This window comes from Aerophototrophica crusticola, from assembly GCF_012913305.1.
Taxonomy (GTDB): domain Bacteria; phylum Pseudomonadota; class Alphaproteobacteria; order Azospirillales; family Azospirillaceae; genus Niveispirillum; species Niveispirillum crusticola.
On record NZ_CP051775.1, the window covers coordinates 2685839 to 2709207 of the forward strand.

The following is a 23369-nucleotide window of genomic DNA, read 5'->3' on the forward strand; positions in this document are numbered from 1 at the left end:
CGCCGGCGATTGAGGAGAATGTCTCAAGCATCCGCCACGGTGTCGTCGTCGCCGGGCCGGGGGCGGCGTTCCTTGTCGGCGGGCGACTGGTTCTGGTTCAGGGCGTTGCCCAGCTTGCCGTCCTCCAGGTGGCCGGACCGGGCCGCCTTGCCGGGTCCGCCGGAGTCATGCTTGTCCTGCTGCGTGTCCTTAGTGCCCTTGGTCATGAGACCCTCCTTGTTCCCTCAGGCGCCGGGCGGGCGCATCCGCGCCCTTGGCTTGCGCGGGCACGGGCCCGCGGGCCGGCGGTCGCCGGCCTTGCCGACGGCGGGTGCCGCCGGCCATGGCGCCAGGACCAGACCAACAAAAAGGCCGCCGCGGGCGTTCCGCGGCGGCCTCCGTCAGACGGCGAGTTCCGATGTACCTGGGGACCTTCAGTTGGCGAGCCGCACCTCGCCCTTGGCGCGCTTGGACGCCATGGGCAGGATGGGGTTGGCCGATGCCTCGGCCGTGCCGCGCACCCGGCGGGCGACCTTCTTGTAGGCCCCGCTCTCGATCTGGCGGATGCGCTCCTTGCTGACCCCGTACTGCTGGGCCAGGGTCTCCAGGGTGACCGGCTGGTCGGTCAGGTTGCGGGACACGAAGATGTGGCGCTCACGGTCGCCCAGGACCTTGAGGGCATCCACCATCAGGGCCTTGCGGGCGTCCAGCTCCGACCGCTCGGCCAACCGGTACTCCACGCTCTCGCTGTCGTCGGCCAGCAGGTCCATGGCCTCGCTGTCGCCCTCCTCGCCCATGGGCGTGTTGAGCGAGCTGACCGGCGTGGCGAAGCGGTGCTCCATCTCCCGCACCTCCTCCACGCTGGCGTTCAGCGTGGTGGCCACGGTGCGGGCCTCCTCGTCCGTCATCATGCGGTCCTGGATGCCCAGGCGCCGCTGGGTCTGGCGCAGGTTGAAGAACAGCCGCTTCAGCGCGGCGGTGTTGCCGCCCTTGATCATGGACCAGTTGTGCAGCACGTAGGACTGCACCTCCGCCCGGATCCACCACAGGGCATAGGTGGCCAGCCGGAAACCGCGGGTCGGGTCGAACCGCTGCACCGCCTTGACCAGACCGATGTTGGCCTCGCTGATCAGGTCGGCGACGGGCAGGCCCGAACGGGCATACTTGCTTGCGATCTTCACGGCCAGGCGCATGTGGCTCTTGACCAGCATGTCGAAGGCACGCCGGTCCTGACGCTCCAGCCACGCCTCCGCCAACTGCTGCTCCTCCTCGGGCCGCAGCATGGGGAAGTGGTTCGCCTGGGCAGTGAAGGTCCGCAGGATATCGATACTGTCGGAATACGCCGTCATGCTGATGTCTCCTTGAGACGCGGCGCGACGCGAAGGCCCGGCCCGCGCATCGGCGCCGGGCGCATCAAGGGATTGCCGCTCTTTCTTGGAACGGTTCTAAGATAAGGTCGCGCATGCCCCGGCGCAAGACCCAGCGCCGCAGTGGGACATTAATTTTTTGCCATGCCCCGTTCCAACACCCAGGGAGGCTCCCCATCTCATGGCGTTCAGGGCGGAACGGGACGGTTTGTCGCAGGAAAGGTTTGCCGCGGCACCTTTTCCGGCGGGACGCGACCCCGACGAAGGGGCCGCCCCCCTGCCCCGGGCACGCTGGGCCCGGGGCGATAGCGGTTGTCAGACGCATTTCAGGGCGTACAGGCCCTTGTTCAGATAGTCGTTCAGGCTGACCTTCTCAGTCAGGTAGTCCACGTCGCTGCTGGCGGGCACCTGGGCGGCCTGGTCCATGGCCTGGTCCCATTCCCCGGCCGCGAAGTCGCCGCGGCCCACCAGCATGGCGGCCTTCAACTCCTGCCGCTGCTCCTCTGACAGCCCGCCGATGGCGTCGCGCAGGGCCCCGATCTCCGGCCGACCCACCTGGTCCAGGATGGACAGGGTGTCCAGGTCGGTGGGGTTGCGGCTGCCCCGCTCCAGCGTCTGCTCGCCCAAGTCGATGTCGTTCAGGCCGCCGATCACCTTGCGGTGGGCCTCGGCGGCGGTCCGGGCCAGTTCGGCGATGCGCCGGACCTGGTCGACGTCCAGGCTGCTGAAGGCCATGTCGTCTCTCTCCCATGGTTGAACCGTGGGGGGACAACAGGGCCTGTCGGCGCGAGTCACGTTTCCGTCATAAGGGATTCTTTTAGCGCCCTCAGGCGTTGCCGCCGGGGATAGCCTTCAGCGCGTCCAGCACGATGCCCTCGGTCAGGACCTGGGGCAGCACCCGCGGCTCCTTCTCCCCCGGCACATAGACGAGATACAGCGGCACGCCGCTGCGGCCGAAGCGCTCCAGAACCTTGGCGATGGTGGCGTCGCGGTTGGTCCAGTCGCCCTTCAGGTAGGTGACCCCCTTCTCTGCCATGGCCTGCTTGACCGCGGCACCGGACAGGGAGGTGCGCTCGTTCACCAGGCAGGTGATGCACCAGGCCGCGGTGAAGTTGACGAAGACCGGCTTGCCCTGGCCGGTCAGCTCCGCCAGCCGCGCTTCGCTGAACGCCTCGAATCCCTCGCCGGCGGCAACGGGCGCGCCGGTGGAAGGCAGGGCCGCCTGGGCCGGGGCCGGGCCGCCGGGCAGGCGCACCAGGGCGATGGCGGCTACCAGGGTCGCCAGGGCCACGGCCCCGCCGCCCACCCGCCAACCGCCGGGGGAGTGGCGGGTGACGCCATAGAGCCAGGCGCCGAAGGCCACCAGCACCATGCCGGCCAGCACCCCGGCCACGGCGGTGGGCCCAGCCTGGATGGACAGCACCCAGACCAACCAGGCGGCGGAGGCGTAGAGCGGGAAGGCAAGGGCCTGCTTCACCCGCTCCATCCACAGTCCCGGCCGCGGCAGGCGCCGCAGCAGGGCCGGGCTGAGGGTCAGCAGCAGGAAGGGCAGCGCCATGCCGAGGCCCAGCGCCAGGAACACGGCCAGGGCCTGGTACCAGGGCTGCAGCAGGGCATAGCCGATGGCCGCGCCCATGAAGGGCGCCGTGCAGGGCGTGGCCACCACGGTGGCCAGCACGCCGGTGAAGAAGCTGCCCGCATAGCCCTCGCGCCCCGCCAGCCCCTGCCCCACGCCCATGACGCTGCCGCCCAGGGTGAAGACGCCGGACAGGGACAGGCCCAGCAGGAACATGACATAGGCCAGGATGCCCACCACCAGCGGGTCCTGGAGCTGGAAGCCCCAGCCGATCTGCGCCCCGCCCGCCTTCAGCGCCAGCAGGGCCCCGGCGACGGCGGCGAAGCTGGCCAGCACGCCGGCCGTGTAGACGAACCCGTGGGCCTTGGCATGCTCCGGCCCGTGCCGCACCAGGGCCAGGGCCTTCATGGACAGGACCGGGAAGACGCAGGGCATCAGGTTCAAGATCACGCCGCCCAGCAACGCGAACAGCAGGGCGAGGCCGAAGCCCAGGCCCGCCGTCTCGGCCGCCGCCGCGGTCTGCCCGCCCAGGGTCGCGGCGGTGCCGCCCGTGGTGCCGGCCGCGGCGGCAGGGGCACTGCCCGTCAGCTCGGCGGCGATCTCCAGCGCCTGCCGGCTGGGGGTGCCACCGCCCAAATTCTCCTCCACCACCAGCACGCCCTTCACCGGCCCGGCCGGGAGGTCTCCCCCGGGCGGGAAGGACAGGCGCAGGCCGTCGGCGCCCACTTTCAATGCCTGTTCCGCGTTGGCGGGGGTGACGGTCCAGGCCTCCGGGAAGAAGAAAGCCTTGGTCAGGCGGCCATCGTCGGCCTGCGGCAGCGCGATGGCCAGCTCATGCCGGTCCTTGCCGGCCAGGAAGGTGGCGGGGACCGGACTGGGCACGGGCAGGCTGGCCCGGGCCGCGCCGAACATGACTTTGGCGGCGTCGGTCGGCGGGGAAGCCTCAGCCGCCACGGCCAGCGGCAGGGTCAGGCTGGCGGATTCGGGGATGCAGATGTCCTCGCACACCAGCCAGTCCACGTCGGCCTTCAGGGTCACCGAGTCGCCGGGTTTGGCGTCGGCGGGGACCGTCAGCGGCACCAGCAGGTGCACCTCGTCCTTGTAGCCGAAGTTCACCAAAGGCCCGATGGGGAAGCGTTCCGGCGCCGGCCAGACGATGGCACCGGCGCTCCAGCCCTGGGGCAGGGTCCACTTGATTTCTGTCGGGATGCCGCTGTCGCCGGGGTTCTTCCAATAGGTGTGCCAGCCCGGGCGGATGCGCTGGGTCACCGCCATCCACAGGGTCTGCCCCGGCACGGCGGCGGGCAGCTCGGCCGAGAGCTGGGCCTCCACATTCTCCGTCCTCACCGGGTTGGCGGCGGCCGGCAGCGCGGCGAACAGCGACAGGGCGAGGGCGGCGATGGCCTGTTTCAGCATGGGGCGACCCGGTTTGGCGACCGACAGGACGATTCCTTGCAAGATGTAGGCGCCTTTGGCCCCGCGCACCACCCTGCCCTTCGCTTGTTTACGCACGTGATTGCGTGCGCCCCCAGGCGCCGGCCTCCAGCGACCTGGGGTAGAACCCCAAGCCGCTGGGCATGTCCCCGCATGCCCGCAGTTGATGCCAGGCCCGCGGGCGGCTACGGTCGCAAACCCTGGCTCAAGACCCGATATCGTTTCAAACGGGGCCGACGCCCCCAAGCTGTAGCCCCCTCCCCCGGGCCACGCCCGGTGCAACAAGGACAGTTCCAATGGCCACCCACCGTTCCAAGGTCCTGATCATCGGCGCCGGCCCGGCCGGCTACACGGCGGCCATCTATGCCGCCCGCGCCAATTTGGCGCCGACGCTGGTCCAGGGCCTGCAGCCGGGCGGGCAGCTCACCATCACCAAGGACGTGGAGAACTACCCGGGTTTCGCCGACCCCATCGAGGGGCCGCACCTGATGGAGCAGATGCGCCAGCAGGCGGAGCGCTACGGCACGAAGATGGAGTTCGACGTCATCACCGACGTGGACTTCACCCAGCGCCCCTTCGTCTGCAAGGCCGACAGCGGGGACGAGTATGTGGCCGACGCCGTGATCATCGCCACCGGCGCCCAGGCCCGCTGGCTGGGCATCGAGGGGGAGCAGCATTACCAGGGCGCCGGTGTCAGCGCCTGCGCCACCTGTGACGGCTTCTTTTTCCGTGGCAAGCCGGTGGCCGTGGTCGGCGGCGGCAACACGGCGCTGGAGGAGGCGCTGTACCTGACCCACCATGCCAGCAAGGTGACCGTCATCCACCGCCGCGACAGTTTCCGCGGGGAGAAGATCCTGCAAGAGCGCGTGGCCGCCAACGAGAAGATCGAGGTGGTCTGGGACAGCGTGGTGGAGGAGATCCTGGGCGAGGGCGGCAGCAGCTTCACCGACCCCAAGCGCGTCACCGGCGTGCGCGTGCGCAACGTGAAGACCGAGGCCACGACGGACATCCCGCTGGAAGGCGTCTTCGTCGCCATCGGCCACGACCCGGCCACCAAGGTCTTCAAGGGCAAGGTGGAAATGGACGACGAGGGCTACATCGTCACCGCCCCCGACAGCACCAGGACCAACATCCCCGGCGTGTTCGCCGCCGGCGACGTGAAGGACAAGATCTTCCGCCAGGCGGTCACCGCCGCCGGCATGGGCTGCATGGCGGCCCTGGAGGCGGAGAAGTGGCTGGCCATGCACCAGGCCCCCCTGACGGAGGCGGTGCAGGAGGCCTTGCGCCCGGACATGATCCAGGCGTGGGATTGAGCCGGGCGGGAAGGAAATTGCGCCATGGTGGCAAGCTTCCTTCCCCACCCTCACGACAGGTAGCGATGGCAACGAAAGGGACTGACAAGCCCTAGCATCGCAGCGCGCAAGGGTATATCATCCATGCGCCGGACGCATCCGTGGCCGGCCAAGACAGGGCGGCCGGGGTATCCCTCCCGGCCGCGTTTCGTAGGGACGGGTCATGGACTGGGACAAGCTTCGCGTCTTCCACGCCGTGGCGGAGGCTGGCAGCTTCACGCATGCGGGTGAGACACTGAACCTCAGCCAATCGGCGGTGAGCCGGCAGATCAGCGCGCTGGAGGAAAGCCTCCACGTGCCGCTGTTCCACCGCCACGCGCGCGGGCTGATCCTGACGGAGCAGGGCGAGCTGCTGTACCGCACCGCGCGGGAGGTGTTCGCCAAGCTGTCCATGACCGAGGCGATGCTGTCCGAATCGAAGGAGCATCCCAAGGGCCCGTTGAAGGTCACCACGACGATCGCCTTCGGCAGCACTTGGCTGACGCCGCGGGTGAAGGAGTTCCTGGGCTTGTTCCCGGACGTGCAGCTGACCCTGCTGCTGGACGACAATGAGCTGGACCTCTCCATGCGGGAGGCGGACATCGCCATCCGCATGTCGGCCCCGCGGCAGCCGGACCTGATCCAGCGCCACCTGATGACCGTGCGGGTGCACCTGTACGCCCACAAATCCTATGTGGAAAAGCGCGGCGTGCCCAACAGCATCGCCGAGCTGGACCAGCACGACCTGATCGCCTACCCGAATGAGGCGCGGGCCCCCGTGGCCAACATCAACTGGGCCCTGCATGTGGGCGACCCGCCCGGCGGGGAGCGGCGCACCGCCCTGCGCGTGAACAGCCTGTACGCCATGTTCCGGGCGGTGCAGAGCGGCCTCGGCATCGCCTCCCTGCCCGACTATGTGGTGGATGGCCAGCCGGACATGGTCCGCGTGCTGCCGGACGTCAGCGGCCCGCGCATCGACGCCTACTTCGTCTATGCGGAGGAGCTGCGCCATTCCAAGCGCATCTCCGTGTTCCGCGACTTCCTGGTGAAGAAGGTGGCCGAGACGTTCCCCGCAAGCCATGCGACCGGCGCATAGCTCGCGTCGGGGATCGGCCCTGGTGTCTTGGTCGAGGCTGCTTAATTCTTAGGCCGTCGGCTGCTGCGACGCAGCATCCGGCGTTTCGCCCCGGGATACCCGCCCGGGGTTGGGTCTCCGGACCCACGTCTCCCAGACGTGAAGCCTCCCTGTTCAACTCGCCGCCGGCCCCTTGGGCTCGGCGGCGTTCTTTTTTGCTGAAGCGTGTTTGCGACCAGCGTAAGCACGCTTCAGCGGCAACTGCCGCTGCGCACAGGCGTGCGTGCGCGAGCCAAGCCGCGGATTCGGCGGAGCCTGCCCCGGACCGCGATCCGGGGGCGCCTGAGGGACACGGACGCTTAGGCGCTTTCCTTTTGTGCCACCTGGCCGAGCACTGACACGGTGGACAAATCGTCCGCGTGGGGGATGACCTCCAGGATCTCGAAGCCCTGTTCCTCGGGGAAGCGGACCAGGGATTTGCGGCGGGCGCGGGCCACGTCGGACGCGAAGAAGAAGACGTAGCGCCCCTCCTCCCACAGCCGGGTCACGGCTGATGGTTCCAGGGCCGGCGCCTGGTCGGGCGGGCGGCGCAGGCGGATGATCCAGCCGGACTCCGACAGGCCGCGGCGTTCGTCCAGCACCAGCACGCGGCGGTCGATGGCTTCCAGCTCCTGCACCCGGTGTTGCAGGCCCGCGATGCGGCCGGTCAGGTCGTCGGATTCCATCTGGTCCTGGCCGGCGGTCAGGCGCTGGTCCAGGCTTTCCTTGGCCAGCATGCGTACCTTCTGGCTGAGGGCGTGCTTGCGCCGCTTCAGCTCCAGGATGGCTTGGCGGGCCTCGCGGATAGTCCGCTGGGCCTTGAGGTAGGAGGGCTTGGCTGAGAGCGCCACCACCACCGCCCCGATCAGGAAGGCCATGTTGCTCACCCCGCGCCCTCCATCGCCGCGCGCACGGGCACCTTCACCGTATCGCCTTCCAGGACCAACGGGTTGCCGGGCTTGCCGTCGGCCGTCAGGGCCTGGGCGAAGACGATCTTGAAGCCGGCCGCCTTGGGGAAGACCCGCTCGAACTCCGCCTTCGCCTCCTCCGGGCCCTTGGCCCAGACATGCACCGGGCAGGGCCGGGCCCAGCTCGAGTCGTAGAAGGGATGGCGTTCACCACGCTTTACCTGGTGCGCGACGGAGCTGTTCAGCACCAGGAACTCATAAGGGCGGTTGGGCTGCACCTCCGCCCCCACCATGCGGACGAAGCGGTGGGGGGCGCCCTCCAGCTCCCGCAAGCGGGCGCGCAGCGTCTTTTCCTGCCGCTGGGAGCCGAACAGCAGGCTGGCCGCGCCCGTGGCGGCGTTCTTGCGGGCCTCCACCCGGGTCTGCAGGCCGTTGGCGATGCGGGAATAGCGGACGATCCGGTCCTTTATCTGCTCCTCCCGGGCGTTGTGGCGGATCATGGCGGCATGGAGGTGCGACGCCACGGCGATCAGGATGTTGGTCCCCATCGCGGCCAGGAAGGTGAACAGGCCAAATTGCAGGATCGACAGGACCCCGTTACCCACGGCACCCCCCGTGAGGGCAGAACTCGCTTCGAATACTGTAAAGAAGTCCGGCAAGGCAAAAAAGAGGAAAGTCTTGCCGGGTAGGCAAGGCAATCAAGCCATTGAGGACTGGGCGGGAAGACTAGGGAAAGATCAAGGCCTGGGGTCCGCGGGGCCTGGATCGCCCATACGGGTAGTGGCCGATGCCCGGATGTGGCCGGGTCAGATGTCCTGCCGCGGGGTGACGCGGAGGATGCAGAGGCCCTGGCCGCCGGTGCCGGCAACGCTGGTGACGTGGCACTCCAGCCGGGCGGGGACCGGAGTCGCGCGCGCCGCGCCGCCGTCGGCGACCGCCGGGAAGGGTGCGAGCGGGTCCGCGGCGCTGATCCTCTGGGCTGACATCGCCGAGTCGCCGGCCGACCCTTGCAGGTCCGCCGGGGCGGACAAGGCCAGGTGGAGCACGCCCGCCAGCAGGGCCGGCAAACCCAGCAACCCCGCGGCACGCCGGGCGGCGCGGGTCAGGGGGGGTGTGGCGGGGGCGGTGGTCTCCATGCCAGGGAATGTAGCGCTGGCGGTGGGGATTTGCACCCACCCCTTTGTTTCAGGGCGGTAACAGGACGCAGGGGGCGATTTCCGCTCGACAGGCCCGGCGGGCGGGGTGTTCGATAGGGGCAGGAGGAATTGGCCCCCCGGGTCGGGACACACCCGGCGGGCTTCCGACCTTTCGGCCAAGGTCCCTTTGGCCAGAGTCGTTGGGCCGGTCGTCCGCATGGGCGCTGCCCCGGGGAGCCTGAGAACCAAGGAACCCGGAGGCGCAGAATGATGAACGGCACGAGGTCGGGGCCGCGCGTAGCGGCCCTTGTCGGACCCTATCTCAGCGGCAAGACCACGCTGCTGGAAAGCCTGCTGCTGGCCTGCGGCACCCTGCACCGCAAGGGCAGCGTGGATGACGGCTCCTGCGCCGGCGACGCCAGCCCCGAGGCCCGCGCCCGCCACATGAGCACGGAGCCCAACTTCGCCGCCGCCGAATATCTGGGCGAGCGCTGGACCTTCATCGACTGCCCCGGCTCGGTGGAGTTGCAGGCGGAGGCGCAACGCGCCCTGTCCGTGGCCGACGTGGCGGTGGTGGTGTGCGAGCCGGCGCCCGACAAGGCCGCCATGCTGGCGCCGCTGTTCCGCTTCCTGGACGAGCTGTCCATCCCCCACATGGTCTTCATCAACAAGATGGACCAGCTGACCGGCACCGAGCTGCGGGTGCGGGACGTGATGCAGGCCCTGCAGGCCGCGTCCCAGCGCCCCCTGGTGCTGCGCCAGGTGCCAATCCGCGAGGGGCAGGCGGTCACGGGCTATGTGGACCTGGTGAGCGAGCGGGCCTATCGCTGGCGGCCGGGCAAGGCGTCCGACCTGGTGGCCCTGCCGGACACCGTGCGGGAGCGGGAGCAGGACGCCCGGCAGCAGATGCTGGAGGCCCTGGCCGACTTCGACGACACGCTGCTGGAGCAGTTGCTGGAGGACGTGGCGCCGGGGCGGGAGGAAGTGTACCGCCAGTTGAGCCGCGACCTGGCCGGCGACCTGATCGTGCCCGTCTTCATGGGCTGCGCCGACCGGGACCATGGCGTCCGCCGGCTGCTGAAGGCCCTGCGGCATGAGACGCCGGAAGTGACCCACGCCGCCGCCCGGCTGGAGATCCCGGAGGCGGTGGGCGGGCCGCTGGTCCAGGTGTTCAAGACCGTCCACGCCGCCCACACCGGCAAGCTGTCCCTGTGTCGCGTCTGGCGGGGCGGCGTGTCCGACGGCATGACCATCGCCGGGGAGCGGGTGGGCGGCCTGTACGAGTTCGTGGGCAGCACGCCCGTGAAGCGCGGCGCCGCGGAGGCCGGGGACATCGTCGCCCTGGGGCGGCTGGAGAAGCCCCGGGCCGGGGAACTGCTGGGCCCCGCCCAGGCGCTGGGCACCGCCCCCGCCTGGCCCGCCCCGCCGGCCCCCGTCCATGCCCTGGTGGTGGAGGCGGAGCAGAAGACCGACGAGGTGAAGCTGACCGCCGTCCTGTCCAAGCTGGTGGACGAGGACCCCAGCCTGTCCTTCGGCCAGGGGATCGAGCCTTGGGCCGACGCGGGCGAGATGGTGCTGTGCGGCCAGGGGCCGGTGCACTTGGCCTTGGCGCTGGACCGGCTGAAGCACCGCTTCGGCGTGGCCATCCGGTCGCGGGCGCCGCGGGTGCCATACCGGGAGACCATCCGCAAGGGCACCGCCCAGCATGCCCGCTTCAAGCGCCAGACCGGCGGCCATGGCCAGTTCGCCGACGTGCATGTGGAGGTCCGGCCCCTGCCCCGGGGCGAGGGCTTCCGCTTCGAGGACCGGATCGTCGGCGGCGTGGTGCCCAAGACCTACATCCCCGCGGTGGAGGCAGGCGCCAAGGAGGCCCTGGCCCACGGGCCGCTGGGCTTCCCCGTGGTGGACGTGGCCATGGCCCTGACCAACGGCCAGTACCATGCCGTGGACAGCAGCGAGCAGGCCTTCCGCACCGCGGGCCGCATGGCCATGGCGGAGGCCCTGCCCCGCTGCGAGCCTGTGCTGCTGGAGCCCATCCTGCTGGTCAGCCTGGTGGCCCCGTCCGACTATACCAGCCGGGTCCAGCGGCTGGTCAGCGGCCGGCGCGGGCAGATCCTGGGCTATGACGGCCGCCCCGGCTGGGCCGGGTGGGACGAGGTCAAGGCCTATATCCCGCAGTCCGACATGGCCGACCTGATCGTGGAGCTGCGGTCCCTGACCCTGGGGCTGGGCAGCTTCACCGCCAGCTTCGACCACCTGTCCGAGCTGGTGGGCAAGCAGGCCGAGCGGGTGGTGGAGGGGCGCGCCGCGCTTGTGGCGGCGCAGTAGGCCCGAGGGCACAAAAGCCCGTCGAGACTGTTCCAGGACAGGGGCGCCCGCAGGAGAAGCGGGCGCCCCACCCCTTTCCATTGCCAAGACGGGACCCTGCCCATGGACACGCGCATGCCCAACCCGACCACGGACACCGAGCGGACCCCGGCGTCGCACGAGGCGCTGCCGGTGCGGACCGGCATCGCCGACGAGCACCGCCAGAAGCTGGCCGAGGGGCTGGCGGTGGTGCTGGCCAACACCTACACGCTGCTGGGCAAGACCCACGGCTTCCATTGGAACGTCACCGGTGCCCGCTTCCACAGCCTGCATGAGATGTTCCAGGACCAGTACGAGGACCTGACCGAGGCGGTGGACGAGCTGGCGGAGCGCATCCGCGCCCTGGGCCATTTCGCCCCCGGCAGCCTGTCCCAGTTCCTGAAGCTGACCGAGATTGAGGACGAGCACGGGGTGCCGGACGAGCAAGAGATGCTGGCCCAGCTGGTGCGCGACAACGAGGTGGTGAACCGGTCCTGCAAGCGGGTGGTGGAGATCACCGGCGATGCCAACGACACGGTCACCGAGGACCTGATGAACAAGCGCATGGGCTACCATGAGAAGGCGGCCTGGATGCTGCGCGCCAGCATCGCCCAGTGACCGGCCTTGGCCCCCGGTGCCTTGCGCCGGGGGCCGCCTTGGCCGTTTGACAAAGTTGACCTTAACTTGACTAACGTTACCTAAAGGTGACGCTTAACTTTACCATGGTTAAGTTATATGTGACTGAAATCATTCAGATTTGTGGCTTAAGGTGACTAACTTTACCGGGTTGAGGTTTGTGTCAACTTAAGGGGTGGTTGCGTCAGGGGTGCTGACCTGTTGACAGGCTTGGCGGAAGGATTGGGACACGGATGAACGGGATGGATGCCGGATTGTCCCGGATGTGTTGAGGGATGCATGGTTCCAAGAGCCGGCGCCGGGGTGGGCGCGGGTGGAAAGGTGGCATGGGATAGGATTTTTTTCCAGGGGCGGTCCCTGTTCCCTCTCTCTGGGGAGAGGGTGGCGCGGTAGCGCCGGGTGAGGGAGGTGGGCGTAGGGAGAGACCTCAGGCCCACTTCATCCGAGACGATCCGGTAATCATCCCGTTCATCCGTGTCCAAGTCCTTCCGCCGGCCGTCCGCGAAACCATATCGACTCTCTCTACGCCCACCTCCCTCACCCGTCCCGGCCTGTCGGCCGGGCCACCCTCTCCCCAGGGAGAGGGAACGGGTGCTTGAAGGTATGTTCCTTCTATGTTCTTATCGGGCCGCCCCGCCCCGCTGATAAGAACCTTGTCCTGATGCCCCAGTCCGAGATCCTGTTGAACGGCGTGAGCTTGGTGGCCGACCTGTCCGGGGTGCTGTGGTGGCCGGCGCGGCGGTGGCTGGTGGTGGCGGACCTGCACCTGGAGAAAGGGTCGGCCTTCGCCCGCAAGGGCCAGTTCCTGCCGCCCTATGACACGGCGATGACGCTGGAGCGGCTTGAGGCCGCCTGTGCCCGGCTGGGGCCGGCGCGGGTCATCTGCCTGGGCGACAGCTTCCACGACCGCACGGCGGCGGAGCGGGTGGGCGAGGCGGAGGGCCGGCGCATCGCCGCCCTGGCCGCGGCCCATGACTGGGTCTGGATCGCCGGCAACCACGACCCCGCCCCGCCAGAGGGCTGGGGCGGCACCGTTCTACCGCAGATGGACGAGGGCGGGCTGCTGTTCCGGCATGAGGCGGTGGTGCCCCTGGACCGGCCCGGCGAGGTGTCCGGCCATTACCATCCCAAGGCATCGGTCAGCACGCGCGGGCGCCGCGTCACCGCCCGCTGCTTCGTCAGCGACGGGCGGCGGCTGGCGCTGCCGGCCTTCGGCAGCTTCACCGGCGGGCTGAACGTGCTGGACCCGGCCATCCGCGGCCTGTTCCAGCCGGGCTTCCAGGTCTGGATGCTGGGGCAGGAGAAGCTGCACTGCCTGCCCGCCACCCGGCTGGCGGCGGAGCCCCCTTCCCTGGACCGGTGGGACATGGGCCGGGCCAAACGGGGGTGAGCGCGACCGGGATGCACGGCCCGGCCGTGCAAGGACAAGGGCGCGTTACAAATCGAAACACCCCATGGCTTTCATGTGGAATAGGCCAGGTGTATTATGGCGCCTTGTCGCGGGCCTTGGCGCCCCACCCCAATTGGCACCCGCCTTTAGGCGGGACCCTATCCAAGGTGATCTTGCATGAGCATCCAGCCCGTCGAGCCGCTGCAGCGGGTGCAGCCGAAGACCGCCCCCTTCCCGGGCAGTGTCCAGGCGCCACCCCGGCGGGGCGGGAGTGCCAAGTGGGTCGTGGGCGGCGTGGCGCTGGTGGCCCTGGCGGGTGCCGGCGTCCTGCTGCTGAAGCCGTCCGGCACGCCGGCGCCGCAGGCCGCAGCACCCGCGGTGGCGCAGGCGGGCCTGACCGTCACCGTGGCCCCCGTGCAGGAACGGGAAATCCAGCGCACCCTGCTGGTCACCGGGTCGCTGGCCGCCTGGGACGAGCTGCCCATCGGGAGCCAGGTCAGCGGCCTGGCCATCGTCGAGGTGCTGGCGGATGAGGGTGACGCGGTCAAGGCCGGCCAGTTGCTGGCCCGCTTCGACGACAGCGTGCTGAAGGCCGACCTGGCCCAGAAGGAGGCCAGCCTGCGGGAGGCGGAGGCGGTGGCCGGGGAGGCCGCGGCCAATGTCCGCCGGGCGGAGGAGCTGTCGCGCACCGGGGCGGTGAGCGCGCGGGAACTGGACGCCCGCCGGGCCACCGCGGCCACGGCCCAGGCCCGGGTGGGCGTGGCCCAGGCCAACCGCGACCAGGCCGTGGCCCGCCTGCGCCAGACGGAGGTGCGGGCCCCCACCGACGGCACCGTCACCAGGCGCAACGCCCGGCTGGGCGCCGTCATGGCCGCCGGCGGGACGGAGCTGTTCCGCATGATCCGGGAGGATCGGGTGGAGCTGGTGGCGGAGGTGCCGGAGCTGGACCTGTTCGGTCTGGCGGTGGGCCAGAAGGTGACCCTGGGCGTGGACGGGGCTGAGGGACAGGCTGTGGTGGGCACCGTTCGCCTGATCGCCCCCACCGTGGACCCGAAGACCCGCATGGGCATCATCAAGGTGGATCTGGAGAAGAGCGGCGCCCTGAAGCCCGGCATGTTCGTGACCGGTCGGGTGGAGGTGGGCCGCACCAAGGCCCTGGTCGTGCCTGACGCGGCCGTGGTCTACAAGGACGCCAAGCCGCTGGTGTTCGTCCGGGGCGAGGGCGACACGGTGCAGATGCGCAATGTGGAGACGGGCGGCCGCGACGGGCAGCTCATCGCCATCACCCGCGGCGTGGCCGCCGGGGAGAGCGTGGTGGTGGCCGGGGCCGGCTACCTGAAGGACGGGGACGCGGTGACCGTGGCGGACAAGATGCCGGACGTGCCGGTGAAGCCGCTGCCCGTGCAGAAGTGACCGGTACCCCATCCCAGCGATCCTGAGGCACATCCCATGAGCCGCGGCAACATCTCGGCGGTCGCCATCCGCCACCCGGTCCCGCCCATCGTCCTGTTCATCATCCTGACCTTCGCCGGGATCGTGTCCTTCCTGTCGCTGGACGTGACGGCCAACCCGGACATCGACTTCCCCGTGGTCAACGTATCGGTGTCGCGCCCAGGGGCGGCCCCGTCGGAGCTGGAGACCCAGGTCACCAAGAAGATCGAGGACGCGGTCGCCAACGTCACCGGCATCGACAAGATCTCTTCCAGCGTCAGCGACGGCAGCACGACGACGACGGTGGAGTTCAAGATCGGCTATGACACCGACCGCGCCGTGAACGACGTGCGCGACGCGGTCAGCCGCATCCGGTCCGACCTGCCGCAGGACATCTATGAGCCGCAGGTGCGGCGCCTGGACGTGACCGGCGACGCCATCCTGTACTATTCCGTCGCGTCGGAGACGCGGACGGTGGAGCAGCTGTCCTGGCTGGTGGACAACGAGATCACCCGCGCCATCCAGCGCGTGCCGGGGGTGGGTGAGATCGAGCGGCGGGGTGGGTTGTCCCGCGAGATCCGCGTCAACCTGGACCCGAACCGGCTGATGGCCTTCGGCGTCACCGCGGACGAGGTGAACACCCAGCTGCGCGTGCTGAACGTGGACCTGCCGGGCGGCCGCGGCACCATCGGCTCCACCGAGCAGTCCATCCGCACCCTGGGTGCGGCCCGCACCGTGGAGGACCTGGCCAACACGGAGATCGCCATCTCCGGCGGGCGCAAGGTTCGGCTGCGGGAGCTGGGCGAGGTGACCGACGGCACCAGCGAGATGCGGTCCGTCGCCCGCCTGGACGGGGAGCCGGCGGTGACCTTCGCCATCAAGCGGTCGCCGGGCTCGTCCGAGCTGACCGTGGCCCAGGGCGTGGCCAAGGTGGTGGAGAAGCTGCGCAAGGACTATCCGGACGTCCGGTTCGAGCTGACCATCGACGTCACCAAATTCACCAAGAACAGCTATGACGCCTCCGTCTCCGCCCTGATCGAGGGGGCGCTGCTGGCCGTGCTGGTGGTCTGGCTGTTCCTGCGGGACTGGCGCGCCACCCTGATCGCCGCGGTAGCCATGCCCCTGTCCATCATCCCCACCTTCCTGGTGATGGAGTGGCTGGGCTTCACCATCAACGGCATCACCCTGCTGGCCCTGGCCCTGGTGGTGGGCATCCTGGTGGACGACGCGATCGTGGAGATCGAGAACATCGTCCGCCACATCCGCATGGGCAAGAGACCCTTCCCCGCGGCGCTGGAGGCGGCGGACGAGATCGGGCTGGCCGTGGTGGCCACCACCATGACCATCGTCGTGGTGTTCGTGCCCGTGTCCTTCATGCCCGGCATCCCCGGCCAGTTCTTCAAGAGCTTCGGCATCACCGTGGCCGTGGCGGTGCTGTTCAGCCTGGCGGTGGCCCGCCTGATCACGCCGCTGATGGCCGCCTACCTGCTGACGCCGGCCCAGCCGCACCACAAGGATGGCGGGCCCTGGACCGACCGCTACATGCGGGTGCTGGACTGGTGCCTGCGGAACCGGTGGAAGTCGGCGCTGATGGCGCTGGGCATCTTCATCGCCTCCGTGGCGCCGGTGCTGTTCATCCCGACCACCTTCGTGCCGGCCCAGGACCAGGGCTTCTCCGTCCTGACCATCGAGCTGCCGCCGGGCGCCACCCTGGCGGACACGGACGCGGCGGCGCAGCGGGCCGCCGGCCTGCTGGCCACCCGGCCGGAGGTGAAGGCGGTGTGGACCAGCGCCGGCCGCGGCGGGCAGGTGCGGTCCGGCCAGATCATCGTCATGCTGAAGGACCGCAAGGAGCGGGCCCTGCACCAGAAGGAGTTCGAGACGGACGTGCAGCCCCTGCTGCGGCAGGTGCCCGGGGCGCGCTTGTTCTTCCAGGCCACCGGCCCCGGCGGCGGCGGGCGCGACATCTCCATCGCGCTCACCAGCAATGACGGCGCCCTGCTGGACAAGCATGCCGAGCAGGTGGCGACGGAGCTGCGCAGCCTGCCCTTCGTCGCCAACGTCACCACCACGGCGGCGTTGCAGCGGCCGGAGATCCTGATCAAGCCGCGCCTGGACCGGGCGGCGGAGCAGGGCGTGTCCGTCCAGGCCATCGGCCAGGTGGCGCGCATCGCCACCCTGGGCGACATCGACAGCAATACCGCCAAGTTCAACATGGGTGACCGGCAGGTGCCTATCCGGGTGCAGCTGGACCCCGGCTACCGCGGCAACCTGGACCTGATCGCCAACCTGCGGGTTCGCACCAACGCCGGCGCCACCGTGCCGCTGAAGTCGGTGGCGGACATCGAGCTGGGCAGCGGCCCGGTGCAGATCAGCCGCTTCGACCGGGCGCGCCGCGTCTCCGTCCAGGCCGACCTGAAGGGCATGGAGTTCGGCGACGCGATGAAGCAGATCAACCAGCTTCCCGCGGTGAAGAACCTGCCGCTGGGCGTGTCCAAGCCCGCCGTGGGCAACGCGGAGCAGATGGCGATCCTGTTCAAGGGCTTCGCCATTGCCCTGGGTACGGCGCTGTTGCTGATCGTGGCCGTGCTGATCCTGCTGTTCCGCAACTTCTTCCAGCCGCCCACCATCCTGATGGCCCTGCCCCTGTCGGTGGGCGGGGCGCTGGGCGGGTTGATGCTGTGCGGGATGAGCATCAGCCTGCCGTCCATGATCGGCATCCTGATGCTGATGGGCATCGTGACCAAGAACTCCATCCTGTTGGTGGAGTACGCCATCGTCTCCATCCGCGACGAGGGGCTGGACCGGCACGCCGCCCTGCTGGACGCGGGCGCCAAGCGCGCCCGGCCCATCATCATGACTACCATCGCCATGATCGCCGGCATGGTGCCCATCGCCGTGGGCTGGGGGGCGGACGTGGAGTTCCGCCAGCCCATGGCCGTGGCCGTGATCGGCGGGCTGGTCACCTCCACCTTGTTGTCCCTGGTGTTCGTGCCGGTGGCCTTCACCTTCATGGACGATTTCCAGAAGTGGCTGGGCCCGAAGCTGGGCCGGATGCTGACCCACCATGACGACATGCACCCCGGCCCGGAAACGCCGCACCTGCGGCCCGTGGGCGGGGATGACTGAGGCGGGGCCAGACAAGAAAGGGCCGGCGGGACACCCCGCCGGCCCTTCGCCCTTGGGGATGGTGATGGCCCGGACCGCGAGGCTGGACCTGCGGGAGTTCAGCCTTGCGGAGGCGCCCCTGTTCCTGGCGCTGAACGCCGACCCGGAGGTGCTGCGCCATACCGGCGACGCGCCCTTTGCCGATGTGGCGGAGGCGGCGGCGCTGATCCGCGGATATGACCGGTACCGGCGGCACGGCTTCGGCCGCTGGTCCTTGTATCGGAGGGCGGAGGGGAACTTTATCGGCTGGTGCGGGCTGAGCCGGGACGACGCCACCGGCGAGGTGGACCTGGGCTTCCGCCTGTTCCGCGCCGCCTGGGGGCAGGGTTACGCCACGGAGGCGGCGCGCGCCTGCCTGGACCTGGCCTTTGGCCGGTTCGGCCTCGCGGAGGTGGTGGCCCGGGCGCGGCCGGGGAACGCGGCCTCCCTCGTCGTGCTGCGAAAGCTGGGCTTCCGGGAGGCCGGGATGATGGAGCGGGAGGGCCAGCCCTGGTGCCGGTTCGTGCTACGACGGGGGGAGGCTATTCCCCCACCCCCTCCTCCCGCGCCCGGCTGGGGTTGATGTCCTCATCCCGTTGGCGGCGCAGGCTGTCCAGGTCCATCTGGTCCATGTCCGCCCGGCCGACGGAGCCGGGTTGTTGGGAGTTGTTCAGCACGCGGCTGGGGGGCGCGGGCTGGTCCGCGCCACCTGCGGCCGGGGTGGCGGGCGTCTCGGGGATGGCGGGCTGGCGGTCGTCGGCGGTGTCGCTGGCCATGGGGCTTCTCCTGCAAGGGGCTTCCCCTGGCAACAGCGGCGGGCGGCGGGCGTGCCGCGGCGATGGGAACCTGTGTTGACGTGGCTCATTCCCCGGGTGCCCCGGCCGGCTATGCTGGGGACAAACCAAGACGGAAGGGAGCCATGGCCCATCGTACGCCCATCACCCTGGTGGACAAGCCGCCCAAGCTGAAAACCATCAACACCAAGGCCCACCGCATGGTGGACCGCGCGGCCTATGAGTCGGAACTGGGCAAGCTGCAGGAGACGGTCCTGCACGTGCAGCAGGCCTATTGGCACACGGGCCGGCGGGCGGTGATCGTGTTCGAGGGCTGGGACGCCGCCGGCAAGGGCGGCGCCATCCGCCGCCTGACGGAGAAGCTGGACCCCCGCGGCGCCCATGTCTGGCCCATCGCCGCCCCCACCAAGTCCGAGCAGGGGCGGCATTACCTCTGGCGCTTCTGGGAGCGGCTGCCGGAGCCCGGCACCTTCTCCATCTTCGACAGGTCCTGGTACGGGCGGGTGCTGGTGGAGCGGGTGGAGGGCTTTGCCACCAAGCCGGAATGGCGCCGCGCCTATGATGAGATCAATGAGTTCGAGCGGCTGCTGACCGACGACGGGGCCCGCATCGTCAAGCTGTTCCTGCACCTCACGCCGGAGGAGCAGTTGAACCGCTTCAAGGAGCGGATGAACAACCCCTACAAGCGCTGGAAGTTGACGGTCGAGGATCTGCGCAACCGGGACCGCCGCCCGGATTATGAGGACGCCATCGACGACATGTTCGCCAAGACCTCCACCACCTACGCCCCCTGGATGGCCATCCCGGCCGACGCCAAGTGGTACGCGCGGGTGGCGGTGCTGCGGTCCGTGGTGAAGGTGCTGGGCGAGGGCGTCGACATCAGCCCGCCGCCCGTGAACCCGGAAGTGCAGCGGGCCGCCGCCGACTTGCTGGGCATTGAGTTGTGAATGGTCGCGGGACAGGTATCTTGTAGCAGTCCTTGGCACCGGCTGCCGAAAACTAGGGCAGGCTACCGGGTGGTCTACCTATCCCAATGAGGCAAACAGCAAAGATTGCGTCGTCCTTGACGGATCGGTAATCCTTTTGCGTAACAAAGGGGTAACCATCCGTCAGGGGGCTTCCACCATGCTTCGGTCGTTGGGTATCGCGCACAAGCTGGGGCTCGCCTCCCTGCTGTTCCTGTTTCCCGTCGGCTTCCTGCTGGTGGCCCTGGTCAACTCCCAGAACGTCGCCATCGATTTCGCCCGCAAGGAGGAGGATGGCGCCGCCTACCTGAAAGGTCTGACCGCCGTGCAGTTCGAGATGGCGCGGGCCGGCGTGGCCGGGGCCGCCCTGGACACGGCCAAGCTGGCGGGCGCGGTTCAGAAGCTGGAAACGGCCCATGGCGAGGGGATGGAAAGCGCCGCCCATGTGGCGACGCTGCTGGACACCCTGAAGAAGGCCGGCGGCAAGGATGACGCCACGGCGCGGGAGGCGCTGCGGGCGCTGGTGTCCAGGGTGGGCGACAAGTCGAACCTGATCCTCGACCCGGACCTGGACAGCTATTACGTGATGGACCTGGTCCTGCTTAAGCTGCCGGACCTGGTGGACCGGGTCACGGCCATGCAGGCCCTGTCCAAAGCCATCTTCGCCGACGGCGCCGTCGACGCGGAGGAGAAGGTCGGGCTGTATGTCAACCTGGGCGGGCTGAAGACGGTGACGGACGGCATCGCCGCCTCCGTCGCGTCGGGCTACAGCGGCAATGCCGACGGCAGCCTGAAGCAGAACCTGGACGCGGCCTACAGGCGCGCCGAGGCCACCGCCGTGGCCTTTACCGCCAAGGCGGAGAAGGCCGCCCTGGCGGAGGCGGACGCGCTGGGCGTGCTGAAGGACACGGAGGCCTTCTATGCCGTGGCGAGCGCCGAGCTGACCCGCCTGCTGGACAAGCGCATCGCCGGGTTCAGGGCGGACCAGCTCCAGACCCTGCTGGTAACCCTGGTGCTGTTCGCCCTGGCGGCCGGCCTGGTGCTGGCCTTCGTCATCCGCGGCGTGCTGGCGCCCCTGGGCGGCCTGACCCGCTCCATGGGCCGGCTGGCGGAGGGCGACCTGTCGGTGCAGGTGGAGCATGAGGGCCGGGCCGACGAGGTGGGCGCCATGGCCCGGGCCATGGGCGTGTTCCGGGCGAACGCCCTGCGCAACCGGGAGCTGGAGGCCCTGCAACAGCGGGAGAACGCCGCCCGCGCTCGCCGGCAGGAGGCTTTGGAGGCCCTGGCCCGCGACTTCCAACTGGCGGTGAGCGGCCAGTTGCGCAGCGTGGCCGCCGCGGCGACGGAGCTGGAGGCCACCGCCGCCGGCCTGTCGCAACAGGCCGACCAGACCACCGAGCGCACCATGGAGGCCATCGAGACGGCCCGCCTTGCCACCCAGAACGCCCAAACCGTGGCCACCGCGGCGGAGGAGCTGACCTCTGCCAGCGCGGAGATCGGCGCACAGGTGGAGAGGACCGCCGGCACCACCCGCCAGGCCGTGGCGGAGGCGGACCGGGCCAAGACCGTGGTGGACGAGCTGGCCGGCGTGGTGGCCGGGGTGAGCCAGGTGGTGGAGTTCATCCATGAGATCGCGGCCCAGACCAACCTGCTGGCCCTGAACGCCACCATCGAGGCGGCCCGGGCCGGCGACGCCGGAAAAGGCTTTGCCGTGGTGGCGGGCGAGGTGAAGAGCCTGGCCATGCAGACCGCCAAGGCCACCGACGACATCCAGTCCAAGGTCAATGCCGTGCGGTCGGCGGCCGGCCATGCCATCGACATCATCGGCCTGATCGCCCGCACCATCGCCGAGGTGGACGGCAACTCCGGCGCCATCGCCTCTGCCGTCACGGAACAGGGCGCCGCCACGGGAGAGATCAGCCGCAACGTGGGCGAGGCCGCCAGCCGGACGGAGGTGGTCACCAGCACCCTGGACCAGGTGCAGGAAAGCGCGGAGTTCACCAAGGTGGCCTCTACCCAGCTCCTGTCGGCCGCGGGTGAGCTGTCACAGCAGTCGGAGCGGCTGCGGGCGGAGGTGGAGGAGTTCCTGACCGCCATGGCCAGGGCCGGCGACCGCCGCCAGTTCGAACGCCATCCCGTGCGGGCCGCGGCGACCCTGACCGTCCGCGGCCGCCGCGGCGCCGCCACGGACTTCCCCATGACCCTGGTCGATCTGGGCATGGGTGGCTGCGCCCTGGAAGGTCCGGCCGACGCCCCGGACGGGGCCGAGGTGACGCTGGAGACCAACGGCCTGCGCGTCGATGGCCGGGTGATCAACCGCGACAAGCACCTGCTGCGGGTCCAGTTCCGCCTGGACGACGCCACCCGGGCCACCGCCGACCGGCTGATGCACAAGCTGGTGCCGGAAGCGGCGTGAGGGGGGTGCCCCGCAGAAGCGCTCAGTCACGGGTATGGCAGCAACCCGCTCTCAACCGGCCCTCCCGCTTCCCCTGCGAAAGCAGGGGAAGCAGGAAAACTGCAAACCGGTGCGAAGCCATTCCACCAAGCCCCGTCCTGCGCTAGGACTCCCGTTCGACCGATTGGGGGGAGCGGGTCTTGGCGTACGGGAAGCTTGAGGTGGTGTGTGGCCCGATGTTCTCGGGCAAGTCGACGGAGATGTTGAAGCACGCCGTCTGGCACATCCATGGCACCGGCTCACGCATCATGCTGCTGAAGCCGGCCTTCGACGTGCGCTATTCCGAGACGAAGGTGGTGAACCATGACGGCATCGGCTTCGACGCCATCCCGGTCACCCGCATGCCGGAGGTCCCGGCGGACGTGACCGCCGTCTTCATCGACGAGGTGCAGTTCTGCTGCGCCCCCCATTACGAGGGCGACCTGGTGGAGGACGTGCGCGGCCTGCTGGCCCGAGGCGTCCAGGTGGCGGTGGCCGGGCTGGACATGGATTGGCAGGGCCGCCCCTTCCCCGTGACCGCCGCCTTGCTGGCCATGGCCGACAAGGTGTTCAAGCTGCGGTCCCGCTGCGCCGTCTGCGGCGTGGACGCCACCAAGACCTTCAAGAAGCAGCGCAACGACCGGCGGGTGGAGCTGGGCCAGGCCGACCTGTACGAGCCCCGCTGCAACGCCCATTGGCATGACCACAGCCAGCGGCCGGGCGTGGAGCTGGCGCTGGAGATCTGAGGGGCCCGTCCCCTCGCCTCCCCGGCTTGGGGAGTTTGACGAAGCGGCCCGGATGGGCTAACCGGGCGTGAGACGCTTTACCCTTCCCAGTGGAACCCTTCCCGTGGATAGCATGGATACCTGCCCCTGCGGCTCCGGCCGCGCCTACGCCCAGTGCTGCGAGCCTTACCTGGCCGGCGCGGCCGTCCCGCCGACACCGGAAGCGCTGATGCGGTCGCGCTATTCGGCCTTCGCGGTCAACAACATCGACTACCTGGAGCAGACCCTGCTGCCGGAGACCCGGGCCGACTTCAACAAGGCCGAGGTGGACCAGTGGTCCAAGGAAGCCACCTGGACCGGCCTGGACGTGCGCGCCACCGAGGGCGGCGGCGAGGACGACACGGAAGGCTGGGTGGAGTTCGTCGCCAAGTTCCGCATGCAGGGCAAGGACCTGGTGCACCATGAGACCAGCCGCTTCCAGAAGGCGGAGGGCCGCTGGTGGTACGTGGACGGCATCATGGGCCAACGCCCCCGCCGGGTGGAGAAGGTGGGCCGCAACGACCCCTGCCCCTGCGGCAGCGGCAAGAAGTACAAGAAGTGCCACGGGGCGTGAGCCCCTTCCTGCAAGGAACCTGAGGTCACCCCGGCCTTGAGCC

Annotated in this window: 20 protein-coding genes; 12 read left to right on the forward strand and 8 right to left on the reverse strand. The window is 69.6% G+C overall.

The genetic code is table 11. The annotated features are described in order from the left end of the window. Positions 1-23: 23 nt before the first annotated feature. From HHL28_RS13190 to HHL28_RS13205, 4 genes are all read right to left on the reverse strand, one after another. Entirely contained in the window at positions 24-206 is a 183-nt protein-coding gene (locus HHL28_RS13190) for a hypothetical protein (RefSeq protein WP_075772313.1), read from the reverse strand. A 207-nt stretch (positions 207-413) separates the two neighbouring features. Beyond that, the gene (locus HHL28_RS13195; RefSeq protein ID WP_075772312.1) at positions 414-1328 is read right to left on the reverse strand and encodes an RNA polymerase factor sigma-32; all 915 of its coding nucleotides are present in this window, start codon (positions 1326-1328) and stop codon (positions 414-416) included. Positions 1329-1661: 333 nt separating this feature from the next. After that, positions 1662-2081: a DUF3775 domain-containing protein gene (locus tag HHL28_RS13200; protein WP_075772311.1), complete on the reverse strand. Its 420-nt coding sequence runs from the start codon at positions 2079-2081 to the stop codon at positions 1662-1664. 91 nt (positions 2082-2172) lie between these two features. Then, positions 2173-4338, reverse strand: coding sequence for a protein-disulfide reductase DsbD family protein (locus HHL28_RS13205; protein ID WP_404325728.1), 2166 nt, complete (start codon positions 4336-4338; stop codon positions 2173-2175). A 314-nt stretch (positions 4339-4652) separates the two neighbouring features. On the opposite strand from HHL28_RS13205, the gene trxB reads away from it, so the two are divergent. Then, positions 4653-5669 carry a thioredoxin-disulfide reductase gene (gene trxB, locus HHL28_RS13210; protein ID WP_075772310.1) on the forward strand — a complete coding sequence of 339 codons (1017 nt, stop codon included), beginning with the start codon at positions 4653-4655 and terminating at the stop codon, positions 5667-5669. 202 nt (positions 5670-5871) lie between these two features. Beyond that, entirely contained in the window at positions 5872-6783 is a 912-nt protein-coding gene (locus HHL28_RS13215) for a LysR family transcriptional regulator (RefSeq protein WP_075772309.1), read from the forward strand. 338 nt (positions 6784-7121) lie between these two features. Here HHL28_RS13215 and HHL28_RS13220 read toward each other — a convergent pair whose 3' ends face one another. The 3 genes from HHL28_RS13220 to HHL28_RS13230 all read right to left on the reverse strand — a co-directional run bounded on the left by HHL28_RS13220 (position 7122) and on the right by HHL28_RS13230 (position 8845). Then, positions 7122-7688, reverse strand: a complete 567-nt coding sequence (locus HHL28_RS13220; protein WP_075772308.1) for a LapA family protein — start codon at positions 7686-7688, stop codon at positions 7122-7124. Further along, entirely contained in the window at positions 7685-8314 is a 630-nt protein-coding gene (locus HHL28_RS13225) for a hypothetical protein (protein ID WP_075772307.1), read from the reverse strand. The genes HHL28_RS13220 and HHL28_RS13225 overlap by 4 nt, the downstream gene beginning before the upstream one ends. A 201-nt stretch (positions 8315-8515) precedes the next feature. After that, the gene (locus HHL28_RS13230; protein WP_075772306.1) at positions 8516-8845 is read right to left on the reverse strand and encodes a hypothetical protein; all 330 of its coding nucleotides are present in this window, start codon (positions 8843-8845) and stop codon (positions 8516-8518) included. A gap of 267 nt (positions 8846-9112) precedes the next feature. On the opposite strand from HHL28_RS13230, the gene HHL28_RS13235 reads away from it, so the two are divergent. The 6 genes from HHL28_RS13235 (at position 9113) to HHL28_RS13260 (ending at position 18378) form a co-directional block, all read left to right on the forward strand. Continuing rightward, positions 9113-11173 carry an elongation factor G gene (locus tag HHL28_RS13235; protein WP_075772305.1) on the forward strand — a complete coding sequence of 687 codons (2061 nt, stop codon included), beginning with the start codon at positions 9113-9115 and terminating at the stop codon, positions 11171-11173. 102 nt (positions 11174-11275) lie between these two features. Then, positions 11276-11809 (forward strand): Dps family protein, encoded by a 534-nt coding sequence (locus HHL28_RS13240; RefSeq protein WP_404325730.1) that lies wholly within the window; start codon positions 11276-11278, stop codon positions 11807-11809. 679 nt (positions 11810-12488) lie between these two features. Next, on the forward strand, positions 12489-13217 hold the full coding sequence (gene pdeM, locus HHL28_RS13245; RefSeq protein ID WP_075772304.1) for a ligase-associated DNA damage response endonuclease PdeM: 729 nt from the start codon (positions 12489-12491) through the stop codon (positions 13215-13217). Positions 13218-13394: 177 nt separating this feature from the next. Beyond that, a complete protein-coding gene (locus tag HHL28_RS13250; RefSeq protein ID WP_083699296.1) occupies positions 13395-14630 on the forward strand; it encodes an efflux RND transporter periplasmic adaptor subunit in 1236 nt (411 codons plus the stop codon). Between the two features lie 36 nt (positions 14631-14666). After that, positions 14667-17777 carry an efflux RND transporter permease subunit gene (locus HHL28_RS13255; protein WP_075772303.1) on the forward strand — a complete coding sequence of 1037 codons (3111 nt, stop codon included), beginning with the start codon at positions 14667-14669 and terminating at the stop codon, positions 17775-17777. Between the two features lie 64 nt (positions 17778-17841). Further along, the gene (locus HHL28_RS13260) at positions 17842-18378 is read left to right on the forward strand and encodes a GNAT family N-acetyltransferase (RefSeq protein ID WP_169655264.1); all 537 of its coding nucleotides are present in this window, start codon (positions 17842-17844) and stop codon (positions 18376-18378) included. Here the strand turns inward: HHL28_RS13260 and HHL28_RS13265 are convergent. Continuing rightward, complete coding sequence (locus HHL28_RS13265) at positions 18338-18571, reverse strand: hypothetical protein (protein WP_075772301.1); 234 nt, start codon at positions 18569-18571, stop codon at positions 18338-18340. The genes HHL28_RS13260 and HHL28_RS13265 overlap by 41 nt on opposite strands. Before the next feature lie 143 nt (positions 18572-18714). Between HHL28_RS13265 and HHL28_RS13270 the strand changes: the two genes are divergently transcribed. The 4 genes from HHL28_RS13270 to HHL28_RS13285 all read left to right on the forward strand — a co-directional run bounded on the left by HHL28_RS13270 (position 18715) and on the right by HHL28_RS13285 (position 23326). Next, positions 18715-19536: a polyphosphate kinase 2 family protein gene (locus HHL28_RS13270; protein WP_075772300.1), complete on the forward strand. Its 822-nt coding sequence runs from the start codon at positions 18715-18717 to the stop codon at positions 19534-19536. A 178-nt stretch (positions 19537-19714) separates the two neighbouring features. After that, positions 19715-21970 carry a methyl-accepting chemotaxis protein gene (locus HHL28_RS13275; RefSeq protein WP_075772299.1) on the forward strand — a complete coding sequence of 752 codons (2256 nt, stop codon included), beginning with the start codon at positions 19715-19717 and terminating at the stop codon, positions 21968-21970. A 179-nt stretch (positions 21971-22149) separates the two neighbouring features. Further along, complete coding sequence (locus tag HHL28_RS13280) at positions 22150-22734, forward strand: thymidine kinase (protein ID WP_169655266.1); 585 nt, start codon at positions 22150-22152, stop codon at positions 22732-22734. A 112-nt stretch (positions 22735-22846) separates the two neighbouring features. After that, positions 22847-23326: a YchJ family protein gene (locus tag HHL28_RS13285; protein WP_075772297.1), complete on the forward strand. Its 480-nt coding sequence runs from the start codon at positions 22847-22849 to the stop codon at positions 23324-23326. The last annotated feature ends 43 nt before the right edge of the window (positions 23327-23369 follow it).